A 16,130-nucleotide genomic window follows, 5' to 3' on the forward strand; every position below is an offset into this window, starting at 1 on the left:
CTCAACTTATCCGCAAGTTGAGGGGGTCGTCAACTTGCTGGGTGTGTCCACAAAGAACGTCGCGGGCCAGGCGCGCTGCAACCGGTTATCTTTGTGAATCTGGTCCGAATGCCGGGTCCCAGTGGCACCACTGGGCGAATGCGACAGGCGGAGACTGCTCCAACTGGGTAGAACCTGTTCCAGTTCTGCGGCCGGGCCGTAGACCATGGCCCTCGCCGTTCCTGCGAGCGAGGAGTCGCCATGGATGCCGACCTGACCCGCCGTCAGCTCCTCCGCGGCAGCGCCGCCGGGGTGGGCCTCGCCGTCACCGCCGGGCTCGCCGCCCCTGCGGCCACCGCCGCGGCCGCCGCGCCGAGCGAGTACGACGTCGTCGTGGTCGGCTCCGGTGCCGCGGGCATGACCGCCGCGCTCACCGCGGCCAAGCGCGGGCTGAGCGTCGTCGTCCTCGAGAAGGCGCCAACCTTCGGCGGGTCCGCGGCCCGGTCCGGCGCCGGTATCTGGATCCCCAACAACCCGGTGCTGCTCGCCGCCGGCGTGCCGGACACCCCCGCGAAGGCCGCGCAGTACCTCGCCGCCGTCGTCGGCCCGGACGTCCCCGCCGCGCGGCAGGAGGCCTTCCTGCGCAACGGCCCGGCGATGATCGCCTTCGTCATGGCCAACAGCCCGCTGCGGTTCCGGTTCATGGAGGGCTACAGCGACTACTACCCGGAACTCCCGGGCGGCCTGCCGAACGGCCGCTCGATCGAGCCGGACCAGTTCGACGGGAACCTGCTGGGTGCCGAGCTCGCCAACCTGAACCCGCCCTACCTCGCCACGCCGGCCGGGCTCGTCGTCTTCAGCGCCGACTACAAGTGGCTGAACCTCGCCCTGGTGAACGCCAAGGGCGCCGCGGTCGCCGCCGAATGCCTGGCCCGCGGCACGGCCGCCGCGCTGGCCGGGCAGAAGCCGCTCACCATGGGGCAGTCGCTCGCCGCCGGCCTGCGCGTAGGCCTGCAGCGCGCGAACGTCCCGGTCCTGTTGAACACCCCGCTTGTCGACCTCAACGTGGAAAACGGCGCGGTGACCGGGGTGGTGACGCCGGGCGGGCTGGTGCGGGCGCGCCGCGGCGTGATCGTCGGCTCGGGCGGGTTCGAGCACAACGCGGCGATGCGCGCGCAGTACCAGCGGCAGCCGATCGGCACCGACTGGACCGTCGGCGCGAAGGAGAACACCGGCGACGGCCACCGCGCCGGGCAGCGCGCGGGCGCCGCCCTCGACCTGATGGAAGACGCGTGGTGGGGCCCGGCCATCCCGACGCCGGGCGACCCGTACTTCTGCCTGGCCGAACGGACCCTGCCCGGCGGCCTGATCGTGAACCAGGCCGGGCAGCGGTTCGTCAACGAAGCCGCGCCCTACAGCGACGTCGTGCACACCATGTACGACAAGAACCCCACGGCGCCGGACATCCCGGCGTGGCTGATCGTCGACCAGAACTACCGCAACCGGTACCTGTTCCGCGACATCGCGCCGCTGCTGCCGTTCCCGGACGCCTGGTACAACGCGGGTGCGGTGTTCAAGGCCTCGACCGTCCAGGGGCTGGCCGGCCAGATCGGCGTGCCGTCCGCCGCGCTGAAGTCCACTGTGGACCGCTTCAACGGCTTCGCCCGCTCCGGTGCGGACACCGAATTCCACCGCGGCGCCAGCGCGTACGACCACTACTACACGGACCCGGCGGTGACGCCGAACTCCTGCCTGGCCCAGCTGCGGACGGCGCCGTACTACGCGCTGCGGCTGGTCCCCGGCGACCTCGGCACGAAAGGCGGCATGCGCACGGACGCCCGGGCGCGGGTGCTGCGCCCGGACGGCTCGGTGATCCCCGGCCTGTACGCGGCGGGCAACGCGAGCGCGGCGGTGATGGGCCACAGCTACGCCGGCGCCGGGTCGACCATCGGCCCCGCGATGACGTTCGGCTACATCGCCGCGAACGACGTCTAGAACTCCTTTTCCACCAGCGGGAGCACCTCGGTGCCGAGCAGTTCGATGGCCCGCATGACCTCGGCGTGCGGGACACCGGACCAGTCCATCTGCATGGCGTACCGGTCCGCGCCGGTGAGCTTGCCGACCGCGATCAGGCGTTCGGCGATCTCCTGCGGGCTGCCGACGAACAACGCGTTCGCGTCCCGGGTGTATTCGTCGTACTCCGCGCGGGTCGGGACCGCCCAGCCGCGGGCGCGGGCGCCGTACTTCATCGTCTCGAGCCAGTACGGGTAGAACGTTTCCTTGGCGTCCTGGGACTTCTCGGCGATGAAGCCGATCGCGCCCATGGTGACGTGCAGGTCCTGCTGTTCACCCGCTTCCCCGGCGCGGCGGTAGAGGTCGACGAGCGGGGCGAAACGCTCGGGCTGCCCGCCGATCACCGCGTACACCACGGGCAGGCCGAGCAGCCCGGCGCGGATCGACGACTCGGGGTTGCCGCCGGTGCCGACCGAGATGCGCAGGCGCTTCCCGTACGGCCGGGGCAGGATCCGCGCGTTCTCCAGCGGCGGGCGGAACTTGCCGGACCAGGTCAGCGGGTCTTCGCGGTCGATGCGCAGAAGCAGGGCGAGCTTCTCCTCGAAGAGCTCGTCGTAGTCGCCGAGGTCGTTGCCGAACAGCGGGAACGACTCGGTGAACGACCCGCGGCCGGCGAGCAGCTCGGCGCGGCCGTGGCTGAGCTGGTCGAGCGTGGTGAACTGCTGGTAGAGGCGGACCGGGTCCTCGGTGCTCAGCACGGTGACGGCGGAGGAGAGGGTGATCTGGTTCGTCACGCTCGCGGCGGCGGCCAGCACGGTGCCGGGGTTCGAGATCGCGTACTGGTCGAGGTGGTGCTCGCCGAGGCCGTAGAAGCCGAGGCTCAGCTCGTCGGCGAGCTTGATCCGCTCGAGGGTGTTGGCCAGCGTCTGCGCGACGCTGGGCTGGTCGCCCGTGCGCGGGTCCGGCGCGCGGTCGCCGAAGCTGTAGATGCCGAGTTTCATACAACGCTCAACTATCTCGGCGGTGGATTCGTTCCCGGGGCTCCGGGCCTCACCCGAACCGGGCCTGGATGGCCTCGAGGTTCTTCTCCGACAGCTGCAGCGCGGCGTCGCGGAGACTGAGGCCGTCGAGGGTGGCGACCTCGAACATGCTGGTCACCAGGGCGCGCATCCGGCTGCGGACCTTGCCGAAGGCCTGCTCGGCGTCCGCGCCGACGTCGCCGAACAGCGTCCACCACCACCACGAGTTCGTCGCCGAGTTGGCGACGAAGTCCGGGACGACCCGGATGCCCCGGGCGTCGAGGAGCTCTTCGGCGTCCGGCGTGACCGGCAGGTTCGCGGCCTCGACGATCAGTTTCGCCCCGATCTTGGCCTGGTTGTCGGCGTCGACGCAGTAGGAGATCGCGGCCGGCACCAGCACCTCGGCCGGCACGTCGAGCCAGGCCTCCGGCGGGAGGAGCTCGTCGCCGGGTTTGAGGTTGTCGCGGTCGATCCCGCCGAAGCGGTCGCGGTGCCGCAGCAGGTTTTCGACGTCGAGCCCGGCCGGGTTGGCGACCACCCCGCGCACGTCCGAGACGCCGACGACGCGCAGGCCGGCGTCGGCGAGGAAGCGGGCGGTGGCACCGCCCATCGCGCCGAAGCCCTGCAGCACGACGCGGTTGTCCTCGTTTTCGAGGCCGAGCATCTCGAGCCCGGTGAGCGTGGCCTGCGCGACGCCGAGGCCGCCGACCAGCTCGTCGAGCCCGAGGCCGCCGACCTCGATCCGGAAGGCGTCCTCGAGCCGGGCGGTGGCCGCTTCGCGGTCTTCGAGCAGCGGGTAGATCGCCTGCACCGGGCTGATCAGGCCGATTTCGGCGATGACGCCGTCGATGACGTCCTGCCGCAGGCCCAGGTCCTCGCCCATGGACCAGTACTGCTCGATGAGCGGCCGCATGGCGCGCAGGTACCGGGCGACGACGTCGCGCGCGCGTTCGTCGTAGGGGTCGAAGTCGATGCCGCCCTTGGCGCCGCCGAGCGGGACGTACCGGCCGTCGGGGTCGTAGTTGAGGCCTTCTTTGAGCGTCATGCCCCGGGCCAGGCCGCGGACCTCGAACAGCGAGCAGCCGCGGCGCATCCGCAGGCCCCCGCTGGCCACCCCGCGCACGAGCCGGTCGATCACCAGGTACCCGCGGCACCCGGTGACGGGATCGGTCCACGCCACTTCGAGCAAGGCAGTTTCGGTCATCGCCCCTCCTGATCCCCCGGTCAACACCCGAGCTCGTGCACCATCGCCTGCTCGACCCACCGCGCGCAGTCCCCGGCGGTGACGGTCCCCTGCCGGGCGACGACCTGGACGGCGAGCCCGTCGAGCAGGGCGGTGAGCCGCCACGCGGCGCCGTGCGGATCGGGGCACCGGAAGGTCCCGGCGCCGACACCCTCCGCGATCAGCGCGACGACGGCATCCCGCCACCGCAGGTCGAGGCGTTGCAGGACGGCCCGCAGGGCGTCGTCCCGCACGGCGGCGGCGCCGGCTTCGATCCACAGCGGCCAGTTGTCGTGTTTCGTGGGTCCGTAGAGGGCGAGCACGGCCCGCAGCCGCTGGTCGGCCGAGCCGCCTTTGCCGAGCTCGTCGTCCAGCTTGGCGAGTTCGTGCTCGGCGGCTTGCCGGAAGGCTTCGATGACGAGCGTTTCGAGGGTGCCGAAGTGGTAGAAGATCAGCGCGGTGCTGACATCGAGTGAGTGAGCGACATCGGCGGCCCGGACACCGGCAATCCCCCGCAGGCGGATGTTTTCGAGCGCGGCGCGCACGATTTCCTCCCGCCGCACGGCAACGGCCTTCCGCATCATGCGGCCACCGTACCGAGGGGCAGCGGGTGCGCGGCAGGCGCCGAATGTGGGGTCCTCGGCCTGTGCGGACAGTCAGGACCGCAGGTGAGGGGCGGTTTGTCGGGTGGCTCGCGGTGGACGGCCGGGGCTGGGGAGAGCGCTCGGGTGAGGCTGGCCGGCTGGGCGAGGGCCGGGAGCGGCGGGGCGTGGGTGCGGCTCGGTCGGGTTGCGTGCGGGGGGCGGTCGGTTGGGGTGCCTGGTGGGGTCGGTTGGTGTGCGGGGGCGGTCGGCTGGTGTGCCTGGTGGGTCGGTTGGTGTGCCGGGGAGGTCGGGTTGTGCGCCGGGAGGGTCGGTTGGCGTGCCGGGTAGGTCGGCCTGTGTGCCCGGAGGGTCGGTGGGATGCGGCGAAGTGCCGGGGCCGCAACGGCGGCCCCGGCACTCTCGCGTGCTCGGCTCAGGCGGTCCACTCGGGGTCGCGGCCCAGGTACCGCAGCAGCGTCGCCACCGCGTCGTCGTCGGCCGAGGCCTCCAGGGCCGGGGCGTAGGCGAAGCCGCGCAGGGGTTCGGTCAGCTCGTGGGCCACCGGGAGCAGCCGGGCCGCCAGCTCCGGCGTCAGCGGGGACGTCCGGCCCGCCGCGCGGGCGATGTCCCACGCGTGGACCGCCGCGTCCAGTGCTGCCGCTCCGGCCGCCACCGGGGCCGGGAGCGCGCCCTGCGGCAACGGCGTCGGGACCGCCTCCGCGTCGGGGGACACCTTGGCGAAGGCTGCCGCAGCGGCCGCGAGCGTCGGCTCGAGGTACTCCGCCGCCGGGGCCGGGAGGGTGCCCGACGGGGCGAACGGGTTGAAGTCCGGGCCGCCCGTTCCGGTGATCGCCGCCGCGTAGCCCAGCTGGTCGCCCGCCGCGTGCTGGAGGACCTGGGTCACGTTCCACTCCGCGCACGGCGTCGGGGCCGACCAGTCCGTGACGCCCGCGATCGCCGCCCGCAGTGCTTCGTGGGCCGCTTCGAGGACCGGCCAGGACGTGCCGCGGTCCAGGCTCGCGAAGAACCGGCGGATGTCGGCCACCAGGACCTCCGTGGCTTCGTGCGCCGCGTAGTGGCCCGCCGCGTCGCGGGGGCCGCCGGAGCTCGCCGAGACGTCGTAGCGGTTCCAGCTGACGATGTTCGCGTGGTCGCGCTCGGCGAACCGGCGGATCGATTGGAAGTCGCCCGCGAACATCGCCAGGCCCGTCGGGACCGTCGTCGGGCCTTCCGGGTGCGCCGACGTGTGCGCGTCCTCGTAGTAGAAGCGGATCGACGAGCCGCCGGTGCGGGTCAGCCAGTACAGCGCCACGTTCGCGAGGACGAACTCCGGGTCCAGGTGCTCGCCGAACAGCTGGGCGTTCCACGCCAGCAGGCCCAGCGGCGAGTCCGCGAGGGCGAACGCCAGCGTGTGCGGCTGCTGGCTGTGCAGCGTGTTGAAGGAGAACATGTTCTCGTAGAACCACTGCAGGTGCGCCAGCGCCGCCTGGTCGGCTTCGCTCAGGTCCGCCATCTCGGCCGGGTCGCCCGACGGGAACGAGAACAGCTGCGTGACGTGCACGCCGACGACCTGCTCCGGCGCGAGCCGCCCGATCTCCGGCGAGATCATCGACCCCGCGTCGTTGCCCACCGCGCCGTACTTCTCGTAGCCCAGCCGGCTCATCAGCTCGGTCCACGCCGCCGCCGTGCGGTGCGTGCCCCAGCCGGCCGAGCGCGTCGGGCCGGAGAAGCCGAAGCCCGGCAGGGACGGGATGACCAGGTGGAACGCCGGCTCGTCGGCCGAGGCCGGCTCGGTCAGCGGGCCGATCGCGTCGAGGTACTCCACGATCGAGCCCGGCCAGCCGTGGGTCAGCACCAGCGGCGTCGCGTCCTCCCGCGACGAGCGGACGTGCAGGAAGTGGATCTCCTCGCCGTCGATCTCCGTCACGAACTGCGGGTACGCGTTGAGCCGGGCCTCGAACGCCCGCCAGTCGAACTTCTCCAGCCAGTACTCGGCCAGCGCGCGGACCCGCTCGTTCGTGACGCCGTACTCGGCGGGCAGGTCGTCCGGCCACAGCGCCCCGCGCAGGCGGTTCTCCAGGTCGGTGAGGGCGGCCTGCGGGATCTCGACGCGGAACGGGCGGAGGGCGGGGACCGTCATGACTTGCTCCTTCGGGGTGGAACGGAATGCTTCGTTCCGAACTGTATCAGACCGGAACGATCCGTTCCAGTGCTAATCTCGATCCATGCCCGAGACAGCCACGCCCGACACCGCCCTGCCCGGCCGCCGAGGCCAGGCCGCCCGCAACGACGTCGTCATCCTCGACGCCGCCCGCCACGTCTTCCTCGCCGATCCGAAGGCGCCGATCTCGCAGGTCGCCGAGCGCGCCGGGGTCGGCATCAGCGCCCTCTACCGCCGGTACCCGAGCAAGGAGGTCCTGCTGCGCCGCATCTGCCACGACGGCCTCCTCAGGTACATCGGCGAAGCCGAGGGCGCCACGGAGGAGGCGGACGGCTGGGGCGCGCTGACCAGGTTCCTCACCCGGGTCGTCGAACTCGACGTGCACTCCCTGACCGTCCACCTGGCCGGCACGTTCACCCCGACCCCCGAGATGGGCGAGGACGCGCGGCGCGCGGGCGAGCTGACCCGGAAGCTGGTCGAGCGCGCGCACGAAAGCGGGCGCCTGCGCCCGGACGCCGTCCCCGAGGACGTCGGCATGATCCTCGAGTGCTGCGCCGCCATCCGCGTCGACGACGAGGACCGGATGCTCGAGCTGCGCCACCGCTACCTCGCGCTGCTCATCGAGGGGTTGTCGGCGAAAGGCCCGGATCTGCCGGGCCCACCGCCGCGGCCGGGTGAGATGAACGGCCGCTGGCGTCCCTCCTGACGGCGGTGCCGCAATGCGTCCGGATGGCGGGTAACGAATTCCGGGAGTGCGACGACTGAACAGCGTCGGCTGTCCAATAAGACCCCAATGCACCATCAGTCAGAGCGGCATTCCCCGGACCGGAACAGCGAGATGACGACTATGCAGAGAAGCTGGCGACGGACCACGATCCTGTCCTCGGTGGCCGCACTGGCCACGGCGTTCATCGCAATCGCCCCCGCCGCGCACGCGGACACCCCCAGCAGTTCCGTCGAAGTCAGTCCCACCACGGTGCTGCCGGGACAGACGTTCACGATCACGCAAACCATTCACAACGACCGCGATTTCACGGTGACTTTCGCGAAGGGCGCCATTTACGGCACGCCGACCGCGATCGTCGACGTCGCCGACATCGTGTCCTGCACCAACACGACGGCCGTCGGCTGCTTCCAGGCCGGCAGCAGCTACCGCGCCGCGTTCGGCGACCTCGAGGCGGGCGGCACGCGGACCACGGTGTGGACCCTGCGCGTCAAGGACACCGCGGCACCGGGGCAGTTCACGCTGCAGCACCAGTTCGTCGGTGACAACTACGCTTTCGACACCCTCGACGGCCCGGTCATCACGATCGGCAACCCGGTGACCAACGCCGACATCAAGGTCGCGCTGGGCGCCACCGGGCACGGCGGGCTGAACGCGCGCATCGACTACACGGTCACCGTGACGAACAACGGCCCGGCGGCGGCGACCGGAACCCGGGTCGTGGCCACGTATCCGGCCGGTCTGTCGTTCGCTTCCGGCACCGGCTGCGCGCACGTCGCCGGCACCCGGACCGTGAACTGCGACGTCGCTTCGCTGGCCAGTGGCGCGTCGGCGACGCCGAAGTTCTCGGTGAACGGCGGCCTGCTCGCGCTCGGTTCGTACACCACGACGGCGGTGCGGACGGCGAGCTCGCCGTCGGATCCCAACCCCGCCGACGACAGCGCGTCGAAGACGTGCCAGGCGCTCACTGGGCTGATCGTGACCTGCTGAATGTTACAGAGGTGAACCGGGCTCGTGTCCTCCGCCAGGGACGCGGGCCCGGTTTGCGTTTCAGCCCGTGACCGACGCGTAGAGCTTCGCGATGTCGTCGTCGAAATAGGGGCTGTAGGAAACGTCCGGGGTGTCGCCGCCGAGCTGGTAACCGCCGATCACGCCGATGACTTCGCCGCCGGTGACCCACGGCCCGCCGCTGGTTCCGTCCGGGAAACCGGGGCACGCCACGCGCAGCTGATAAGTGTCGGAACGGGTCGTGTTCCCCTCGCAAACCACCGGGGAATCGGTCGTGTCGGGGTAGCCCGTGAGGGTGATCCGGTGCTCGAACCCGCGATTCGTGCCGAGCGCGTTCGCGCCGGTGAGGCTTTCCAGCGAAGCCGGGTTTCCGGCCTGCCGCACGGTCAGGAACGCGAAATCCAGATCCGGGTCCGCCGAAGCCGTCCAGCCGCCGGCGACGGCCACCGAGGTCACCGTCCACATCCCGGCCGGCGCGACGCCGTCGTGGTAGCCCGGGGCGAAGCTCATGCCGTCCCGGACGCAGTGCGCGGCGGTCAGCACGAGGTCGCCCGCGGCGGAGTGCACGACGCTCGCCGAGCAGAAGTGACGGCCGTTCGCGAACAGCGCCCCGACCGGTGGGACGGCGGGTGCCGCCGGAGCGGGCGAGGCGACGGGGGCCGGAGCCGAAGTGGTGACGGGGCTGGGGGCCGCAGTGGTGACGGGCGTGGTGACCGGGGCCGGCGCGCCCGCGGCGTAGGCGTCGTCGGCGGTCGTGCCGGTGCCGAGGACCAGCCCGGTCCCCAGAACCAGCAACGTCGCCGCGGCCGACAGCGCGGTGCGGGAAAACTTGATCGCCACGGCTCAAGAGCACCACAGCGGCGCCGCATCCGCAGCGTGCGCGGCCCGATGCACAGCGACTTCATAGCGCCCGCACAGCGCCACACAGCCCCGCCCGGACGCGCGGTCTTCGGCGCACGGCGCCGGCAGCCCCGGAAATCGCCGTTAGCCTCGGGACCCATGACGGCATCGGTCACCTCGCCCGACGGGACGGTCATCGGCTTCGAGACCTTCGGCGACGGCCCGCCGCTGGTCCTCGTCCACGGCACCGGCGCGGACCACACGCGCTGGGCCGCGGTGAAGGACCGGCTCGCCCGGCGCTACCGCCTGTACCTCGTCGACCGCCGCGGCCGGGGCCTCAGCCGCGCCGAGGCGCCCGCCTACGACCTCCGCCGCGAAGGCGAGGACATCGCCGCCGTCGCCGAAGCCGCCGGGGGAGACGTCTACCTCGTCGCGCACTCCTACGGCGCCCTGTGCGCGCTGGAAGCCGTCCGGCACACCAAGGCGGTCCGGCGGCTGGTCGCCTACGAGCCGCCGCGGCCGGCGCCGGGCGGGACCGTGGTGGGCCCGGACGCGCGCGACCGGATGCGGGCCGCCGGGGAACCCGAGCGGATCCTGGAAATCTTCCTCCAGGAGGCGCTGCGGCTCCCGCCGTCGGACGTCGAGGCGATGCGCGCGACGCCGGTCTGGCCCGCCCGGGTCGCCGCCGCGCCCACCATCCCGCGCGAACTGGACGTCGTCGAGGGCATGGTCTTCGACGAGCGGCTCGGCGAGATCGCCGTCCCGGTCCGGCTGTTCGCGGGCACGGAAAGCCCGGACTACCTCCGGTCGGCCGCCCACGCGGTCGCCGAGCTGATCCCCGGCGCCGACGTCGTGCCGATGCGCGGCCAGGCCCACCAGGCCATGGACTTCGACCCCGGCCAGTTCACCGAGGCGGTGTTCGCGTTCGATCCGGCATGAGGTTGCGGCGGTGCGCCCAGGCCGCCACCTCGGTCCGGTTCGCCAGGCCCAGCTTGGCCAGCACGCTGCGGACGTGGCTTTCCACCGTGCGCTCGGACAGCACCAGCCGGTGGGCGATCTGGCGGTTGCTCAGCGCGTCGGCGACCAGTGCCACGATCTCGCGCTCGCGGCCGGTCAGCGGGTCGGCTTCGCTGCGCACCCGGTCGAGCAGCGCGGTGGCGTCCCGCACCCAGCCGGGCATGCCGAGCCGCCGGGCTTCGTCGGCGGCCTGCCGGGCCAGGGTCTCCGCGCGGGGCAGCTCGCCGAGCGCGGCCAGTTCGGCCGCCAGGCGGACGCGGTTGTGCACGACGTAGGGGCGGGCGCCGAGCCGCGTGTCCCAGGCGACCGCCTCCTCGAACAGCGGCACCGCCTCGGCGGGCCGCCCGAGGAGCGCGGCCAGGCGGCCGGCCCAGCTGCTGGAGCAGTCGCTGCAGAACGTGCCCGCCCCGCCGGAGCCGACCGGTGACTCGGCGGCCAGCCGCTTGGCGAGCCACTCCGCCGTTTCGCGGTCTTCGAACGCCTCCAGCAACGGCAGGAGGTTCGGCCCGATCCCCGGTGCCTGGCCGACGAAGTCGGGGTCGCGCAGCCGGGGCCGCAGGGCGTCGTACTGGGCCCGTGCCTCGTCGCGGCGACCGGCGACCAGGGCGCAGAGCGGCCGGGAGACGACCGTGATGGGCAGCGGCGGGGCGATCGCGAGCAGTTCTTCGTAGCCGTCGGGCAGCTCGGCCGGGTCGCCCACCACGTCCGCCAGCTGCTGCGCGAACGCGAACGACATCCCGGCCGCGGACCGGTCCTCGGCCAGTTCCGCCTCGGCGAGCTCCCGCGCCAGCCGGTTCTGCTCGCGGGCTTCGGCGAACGCGCCGCGGTAGGCGGCGACCGACGCTCGCAGCCGCAGCTCGTGCCAGCGGACCAGCGGCAGCCGGGTCGTCGCGGCCAGCGCCGTGATCGCGGCCAGCTCGGCGTCCACGACGGGAACGGTGCCGACCTCGAACGCCGCGTCCAGCCGCCACTTGTGCCCCCACAACGCGACCAGCGGCCGTCCCGTGCCGCCCAGGTCCACGGCGAGCGCGCCGAGCCGCAGCCGCTCGGCCAGCGGCAGCTCGAACGGGCGGATCTTCATCCGGGCGCGGACGGCGTCGAGCAGCGCCTCCTGGTCGCCGGAGGCCTCGGCCAGCGCCAGGGCCTCGTCGGCGGCTTCGACGGCTTCGGACGCCCGCCCGTAGTCGGCGGTCACCGCCGCCGACTGGGCGAGGAGCTTCGCGCGCACGGCCGGGTCCGCGCCGGGCCCGGTCGCCGCCAGCGCGGACGCCGTGAGCTCGGCCATCGCCGGCAGCAGGTCGGGCGCCGAGGTGTCCCGGACGACGAGCGCCGCGGCGGCGACGAGCGCCGGGTCGGACGTGAGCTCCGCGGCCTCGCGCGCGTGGCCGAGGCTGCGCGCGAACCGGCCCGCCCGGTACTCCGCGGTCGCCAGGTCGACGAGCAGGGCGGTGAGGCCGTCGCGGTGGCCCGCGCGACGGCGGCAGTCCAGCGCGAGGGCCAGGAACCGGGCGGCTTCGGTGAAGGCGAGTGAGCGGGTGGCGTCCCGGGCCGCCGTTTCGGCCCACTCCGCCGCCTGGGCGAGGGCGTCCGGCGTCGCCGCGGCCCGCAGCCAGTGCCCGGCCACGACGCCCGGCTCGGCCCGCGGTGCCAGCGCGGCCGCCGCCCGGGCGTGCAGCTCCTCGCGGACGCCCTGGTCGAGGTCGGCGTAGATCCCGTCGCGCACCACGGCGTGGGCGAACCGCCGCGAGCCGGCGACGGCGGGCCGCAGGACCCCGGCGCGCACCGCCCGGTCGAGCGCCGCGACGACCTCGCCGTCCGGCCGGGCGGCCACCTCGGCGACGACGTGCGCGTCGACCTCCTCGCCGAGGACCGACGCGATCGCCAGCAGGTCCCGGGTCCCGGCGTCCAGCCCGGCCACCGTGGTGCGGACGAGGTGGCGCAGCTCGGCCTCGCCGTCGCCGGTCGCCGAGGACCGGGCGACCGCCTTGAGGTAGAGCGGGTTCCCGCCCGAGCGCCGCAGCGCGTCGACGGCGTCGACGCCCGCCCGGCCGACCTCGGCGAGGTAGGCGCGGACGTCGGGCTCGGTCAGCGGCGCCAGGCGCAGGCTCTCCGTCCCCGGCCGGCCCAGCAGCTCCGGCAGCGCGTCGAAGAGCGGGCCCGCCGCGCCGGTGTCCCGGTAGGTCGCGACGACGGCGAGCCGCGACCGGCGGATCTCCCCGGCCAGGTGCCGCAACAGCCGCAGCGACGCCTCGTCGGCCCAGTGCACGTCTTCGAGGACGACGACGAGCCCGTCCGGCTCGGCCGCCGCGACCAGGGCGTCCGCGGCCACCGCCACGAACCGGAACCGGGCGGCGACCAGGTCGGCGCCGTCGCGGTCGTCGAGGTCGGCGAGCGCGCGCTCGACCTCCGCGCCCGCCTCCGGCAAGGCGCGGAGCACCCGTCGCCAGGGCCACAGCGGCGGGGCGCCCGGGTCGTCGACGCACCGGCCCCAGACCGCGGCCGGGCCGGTGACCGTCTCGGCCAGCCGGGTCTTGCCGATCCCGGCCGGGCCGCCGACGAGCACCAGCGCGCCGGTGCCGCCGCCGGCCGCCGCGAGCCACGCGCGCAGGTCGGCCACGGCACCGGCCCGCCCGACGAACGGCTCGCTGCGCGTCACCCGAGCAGTATCCCCTCCGTGGCCGGTTTCCGTGCCGGCCTCCGTACTGGCACTGATGTCCGGGACGCCGCCGGCGGCGAGAGTGACTCCCAACGCACTGACCAGCGAAAAGGAGCCTCTCGATGCACGCCACCATCCACCAGTACCGGAGTCCGCTGGGGACCCACGACCTCGCCGAGGGGGCGCTCGGCACCGCCACCCTCACCCAGCTGGGCGGCCAGGCCGGCGCCGTCGTCACCTTCTGGCCCGACGCGGCCGCGGCCGGCGCGGCCGCGGCCCGGCGGCCCGCCGGGACCACCTGGCTCGACACCGGCGTCTACCGGGTCGCCGACGTGCACTCCGCGTCGGACGCGGCCGCCTACGCCCAGCTCACCTGGTTCGACGGGCCGCGCGGCGCCGACCAGTCGGCCGCCGAGCAGCGTGCCGGGCGCGAACGCATCTGGCCCGCCGTCCGGGACATCGAGGGCATCGGCACGACCTACGCCCTGCTCGCCGAAGACCGGTCCCTGGTGGTCATCGGGTTCACCGCGTCGCTGGCGACGATCGAGGCCGTCCAGGAGGCGATCATGGCGACCGAGCTGCTGCCGGGCGAGGACCCCGCACTGCTGCCCGGCCCGGACCGGGTCGACCTGCACCGCGTGCAGCACGCCGCCCTGCCGGCCCCGGCGGGTGCGCGATGAGCCCGCGCACCGCCCCCGCGCTGCGCGCCGGGACCTGGACCGTCCGCAGTGGACGGACGACGGCGGCCTTCGAGGTCCGCAACTTCGGCGTCAACCGGGTGCGCGGCACGATTCCGGTCCGCACCGGCAGCGTCGAGGTGCGTGACGGCGCGGTGACGGCCGTCCACGCGGAGCTGGACCTCGGCGCGCTGGACACGCGGAACGAGCGCCGCGACGCCGACCTGCGCAAGCCGAACCTGCTCGACAGCGCCGCCCGGCCGGACCTGACCTTCACGGCCACCGGGGTCCGGCGGCAGGACGACGGCTGGGAAGTGACCGGCGAGCTGCGGCTGCGCGGGACGTCGTGCCCGCTGACGCTGACCGTCGCGCCGGTCACCGCCACCCGGGTGCGGGCGACCGGGACGCTGGACCGGGCCCCGCTCGGCATGCGGGTGCCGCGCGCGGTGATCGGCCGGTACGTCCGGATCGACGTCGAGGCGGAGCTCGAGCCGCCCGGCTAGAGGTCCTTGGGCAGCAGGGCGGTCGCCGGGTCGGGGGCGGCGACCGCCCTGGGGCGCCGGTCGCGGAACAGCCAGCCGCCGACGATGCCGCCCACGAACCCGAAGAGGTGCCCCTGCCAGCTGACCCCTTCCTGGGTGGGCAGCAGGGAGGTGAACTGGTAGGCGAAGCACAGCGCCATCACCAGCCCGATCACGATGTCGATCAGGTGCCGGTCGAAGAGCCCGCGCACGATGATGTAGCCGAAGTAGCCGAAGACCAGGCCGCTGGCACCGACCGTGACCGAGTTCGCCGGCGAGATGAACCAGACGCCGAGCCCGCTGGCGACGATGATCAGCAGGCTGACCCCGACCCACTTCTTCACCCCGCGGTAGGCGGCGAGGAAGCCGAACACGAACAGCGGCCCCGAGTTGCCCTCGATGTGGCCCCAGCTGTAGTGCAGGAAGGGTGAGGTGAGGATTTCCGGCAGCGACGCCGGGTTGCGCGCCTCGATGCCGAACTCGCGGCTCAGGTCGTAGCCGCTGGGGGCGTTGACCAGCTGGACCAGCCACAGCGCGGCCAGCAGGCCGACCATCACCCACAGGGCCTTCTTGGCCTCGGCGATCATCGCCTCGGCGTCGGTCCGGGTCGGTTCCTCGCTCATTTCGCCCCCTCGGTCGCGCCCGAGGATATCGGGCGCCGGGCCCGGACGCGGCGTTCCGGACCCAGCCGTGACCTGGCAGGGTTGGGCGCATGACGTCACACCGGCCGGAGATGGTCTTCCGGGGCCGTCGCATGCCCGGCGACCGCGCACTGGTCATGGCCATCGTCAACCGCACCCCGGACTCGTTCTACGACAAGGGCGCGACGTTCGCCGACCCCGCGGCGCTGGCCGCGGTGGACCGCGCGGTGGCCGCGGGCGCCGACATCGTGGACATCGGCGGGGTCAAGGCGGGCGAGGGCCCGGAGGTCGACGTCGACGAGGAGACCAGGCGGGTGGTGCCGTTCGTCGCCGAGGTCCGCCACCGCCACCCCGGCCTGGTCATCAGCGTCGACACGTGGCGCCACGAGGTCGGCCGCCAGGTCTGCGAAGCGGGCGCCGACCTGCTGAACGACACGTGGGCGGGCGCCGACCCGAAGCTGGTCGAGGTCGCCGCGGAGTTCGGCGCGGGCTACGTGTGCTCGCACGTCGGGGGCATGCCGGTGCGCACGGACCCGTACCCGGCGCCCACCCCGGAGAGGCCCTTCTGGCCCCGCTACGACGACGTGGTGGCAGAGGTGGTCGCGGAGCTGACGGAGGCCGCCGCACGAACGGTAGCGGCGGGCGTGCCCCGCGGAGGCGTGCTGATCGACCCGACGTTCGACTTCGGCAAGAGCACCCGCCACGGCTTGCAGTTGCTCCGCCACTTCGACCGCCTGGTGGAAACGGGCTGGCCGGTCCTGGTGGCCCTGTCGAACAAGGACCTGATCGGCGAGACCTTGGACGTCGAAGCCGCCGACCGCCTCGCGGGAACCCTGGCGGCAACGGCGATCGCGGCACAGGCGGGGGCAGCGGTGTTCCGGGCACACAACGTCCGGGAGACAAGGGAAGCAGTGGAAGCGGTCGCAACCTTGCGCAACACCAAGGAGCGGGGTGGTCATCCCGTCGCCTGAGGCCGTGAAATCACTTTGAGCCGGGCCCGCAACGCACAGCGCTACGTGGGGAGACAGCGCGGGCTTGCGGGCCCGGCTCAAAGTGTTAATATCGGAA

14 protein-coding genes are annotated in these 16,130 nt (G+C 73.4%); 7 read left to right on the forward strand and 7 right to left on the reverse strand.

Annotated elements, in window-relative coordinates:
• Positions 1 to 240: 240 nt before the first annotated feature.
• Positions 241 to 1,974, forward strand: coding sequence for a 3-oxosteroid 1-dehydrogenase (kstD, locus tag ACWEGE_RS35825; protein ID WP_449664909.1), 1,734 nt, complete (start codon positions 241 to 243; stop codon positions 1,972 to 1,974).
• Here the strand turns inward: kstD and ACWEGE_RS35830 are convergent.
• The 4 genes from ACWEGE_RS35830 to ACWEGE_RS35845 form a co-directional block, all read right to left on the reverse strand.
• Positions 1,971 to 2,993 (reverse strand): LLM class flavin-dependent oxidoreductase, encoded by a 1,023-nt coding sequence (locus ACWEGE_RS35830; protein WP_449664910.1) that lies wholly within the window; start codon positions 2,991 to 2,993, stop codon positions 1,971 to 1,973. The genes kstD and ACWEGE_RS35830 overlap by 4 nt on opposite strands.
• 49 nt (positions 2,994 to 3,042) lie before the next feature.
• A complete protein-coding gene (locus ACWEGE_RS35835) occupies positions 3,043 to 4,215 on the reverse strand; it encodes a Glu/Leu/Phe/Val dehydrogenase dimerization domain-containing protein (RefSeq protein WP_449664911.1) in 1,173 nt (390 codons plus the stop codon).
• A gap of 20 nt (positions 4,216 to 4,235) precedes the next feature.
• Positions 4,236 to 4,817, reverse strand: coding sequence for a TetR/AcrR family transcriptional regulator (locus ACWEGE_RS35840; RefSeq protein WP_449664912.1), 582 nt, complete (start codon positions 4,815 to 4,817; stop codon positions 4,236 to 4,238).
• A 433-nt stretch (positions 4,818 to 5,250) separates the two neighbouring features.
• A complete protein-coding gene (locus ACWEGE_RS35845; protein WP_449664913.1) occupies positions 5,251 to 6,957 on the reverse strand; it encodes a TIGR03086 family metal-binding protein in 1,707 nt (568 codons plus the stop codon).
• 85 nt (positions 6,958 to 7,042) lie between these two features.
• Here ACWEGE_RS35845 and ACWEGE_RS35850 point away from each other — a divergent pair, with 85 nt between their 5' ends.
• Positions 7,043 to 7,684 (forward strand): TetR/AcrR family transcriptional regulator, encoded by a 642-nt coding sequence (locus ACWEGE_RS35850; RefSeq protein WP_449664914.1) that lies wholly within the window; start codon positions 7,043 to 7,045, stop codon positions 7,682 to 7,684.
• Positions 7,685 to 7,864: 180 nt separating this feature from the next.
• Positions 7,865 to 8,692: a DUF11 domain-containing protein gene (locus ACWEGE_RS35855; RefSeq protein ID WP_449664929.1), complete on the forward strand. Its 828-nt coding sequence runs from the start codon at positions 7,865 to 7,867 to the stop codon at positions 8,690 to 8,692.
• 60 nt (positions 8,693 to 8,752) lie between these two features.
• Here the strand turns inward: ACWEGE_RS35855 and ACWEGE_RS35860 are convergent, their stop codons facing one another.
• Positions 8,753 to 9,550 carry a trypsin-like serine peptidase gene (locus tag ACWEGE_RS35860; protein ID WP_449664915.1) on the reverse strand — a complete coding sequence of 266 codons (798 nt, stop codon included), beginning with the start codon at positions 9,548 to 9,550 and terminating at the stop codon, positions 8,753 to 8,755.
• Positions 9,551 to 9,709: 159 nt separating this feature from the next.
• Here ACWEGE_RS35860 and ACWEGE_RS35865 point away from each other — a divergent pair, with 159 nt between their 5' ends.
• Positions 9,710 to 10,489, forward strand: coding sequence for an alpha/beta fold hydrolase (locus ACWEGE_RS35865; protein WP_449664916.1), 780 nt, complete (start codon positions 9,710 to 9,712; stop codon positions 10,487 to 10,489).
• Here the strand turns inward: ACWEGE_RS35865 and ACWEGE_RS35870 are convergent.
• A complete protein-coding gene (locus tag ACWEGE_RS35870; protein WP_449664917.1) occupies positions 10,455 to 13,223 on the reverse strand; it encodes an ATP-binding protein in 2,769 nt (922 codons plus the stop codon). The genes ACWEGE_RS35865 and ACWEGE_RS35870 overlap by 35 nt on opposite strands.
• A gap of 122 nt (positions 13,224 to 13,345) precedes the next feature.
• Between ACWEGE_RS35870 and ACWEGE_RS35875 the strand changes: the two genes are divergently transcribed.
• Together ACWEGE_RS35875 and ACWEGE_RS35880 are read left to right on the forward strand one after the other, a co-directional pair.
• Positions 13,346 to 13,903, forward strand: coding sequence for a hypothetical protein (locus tag ACWEGE_RS35875; RefSeq protein ID WP_449664918.1), 558 nt, complete (start codon positions 13,346 to 13,348; stop codon positions 13,901 to 13,903).
• Positions 13,900 to 14,403 (forward strand): YceI family protein, encoded by a 504-nt coding sequence (locus ACWEGE_RS35880; RefSeq protein ID WP_449664919.1) that lies wholly within the window; start codon positions 13,900 to 13,902, stop codon positions 14,401 to 14,403. The genes ACWEGE_RS35875 and ACWEGE_RS35880 overlap by 4 nt, the downstream gene beginning before the upstream one ends.
• Here ACWEGE_RS35880 and ACWEGE_RS35885 read toward each other — a convergent pair.
• Entirely contained in the window at positions 14,400 to 15,044 is a 645-nt protein-coding gene (locus ACWEGE_RS35885) for a rhomboid family intramembrane serine protease (protein ID WP_449664920.1), read from the reverse strand. The two genes, ACWEGE_RS35880 and ACWEGE_RS35885, sit on opposite strands and share 4 nt — an antisense overlap.
• Before the next feature lie 89 nt (positions 15,045 to 15,133).
• Here ACWEGE_RS35885 and folP point away from each other — a divergent pair, with 89 nt between their 5' ends.
• Positions 15,134 to 16,033 (forward strand): dihydropteroate synthase, encoded by a 900-nt coding sequence (gene folP / locus ACWEGE_RS35890; RefSeq protein ID WP_449664921.1) that lies wholly within the window; start codon positions 15,134 to 15,136, stop codon positions 16,031 to 16,033.
• The last annotated feature ends 97 nt before the right edge of the window (positions 16,034 to 16,130 follow it).

It is taken from the genome of Amycolatopsis sp. NPDC004747 (assembly GCF_053601335.1).

Excerpts from the sequence above, each read along its gene's own strand:
- kstD (WP_449664909.1), top strand. The coding sequence starts at position 241 with ATGGATGCCGACCTGACCCGCCGTCAGCTCCTCCGCGGCAGCGCCGCC.
- ACWEGE_RS35830 (WP_449664910.1), bottom strand. The coding sequence starts at position 2,993 with ATGAAACTCGGCATCTACAGCTTCGGCGACCGCGCGCCGGACCCGCGC.
- ACWEGE_RS35835 (WP_449664911.1), bottom strand. The coding sequence starts at position 4,215 with ATGACCGAAACTGCCTTGCTCGAAGTGGCGTGGACCGATCCCGTCACC.
- ACWEGE_RS35840 (WP_449664912.1), bottom strand. The coding sequence starts at position 4,817 with ATGATGCGGAAGGCCGTTGCCGTGCGGCGGGAGGAAATCGTGCGCGCC.
- ACWEGE_RS35845 (WP_449664913.1), bottom strand. The coding sequence starts at position 6,957 with ATGACGGTCCCCGCCCTCCGCCCGTTCCGCGTCGAGATCCCGCAGGCC.
- ACWEGE_RS35850 (WP_449664914.1), top strand. The coding sequence starts at position 7,043 with ATGCCCGAGACAGCCACGCCCGACACCGCCCTGCCCGGCCGCCGAGGC.
- ACWEGE_RS35865 (WP_449664916.1), top strand. The coding sequence starts at position 9,710 with ATGACGGCATCGGTCACCTCGCCCGACGGGACGGTCATCGGCTTCGAG.
- ACWEGE_RS35875 (WP_449664918.1), top strand. The coding sequence starts at position 13,346 with ATGCACGCCACCATCCACCAGTACCGGAGTCCGCTGGGGACCCACGAC.
- ACWEGE_RS35880 (WP_449664919.1), top strand. The coding sequence starts at position 13,900 with ATGAGCCCGCGCACCGCCCCCGCGCTGCGCGCCGGGACCTGGACCGTC.
- ACWEGE_RS35885 (WP_449664920.1), bottom strand. The coding sequence starts at position 15,044 with ATGAGCGAGGAACCGACCCGGACCGACGCCGAGGCGATGATCGCCGAG.
- folP (WP_449664921.1), top strand. The coding sequence starts at position 15,134 with ATGACGTCACACCGGCCGGAGATGGTCTTCCGGGGCCGTCGCATGCCC.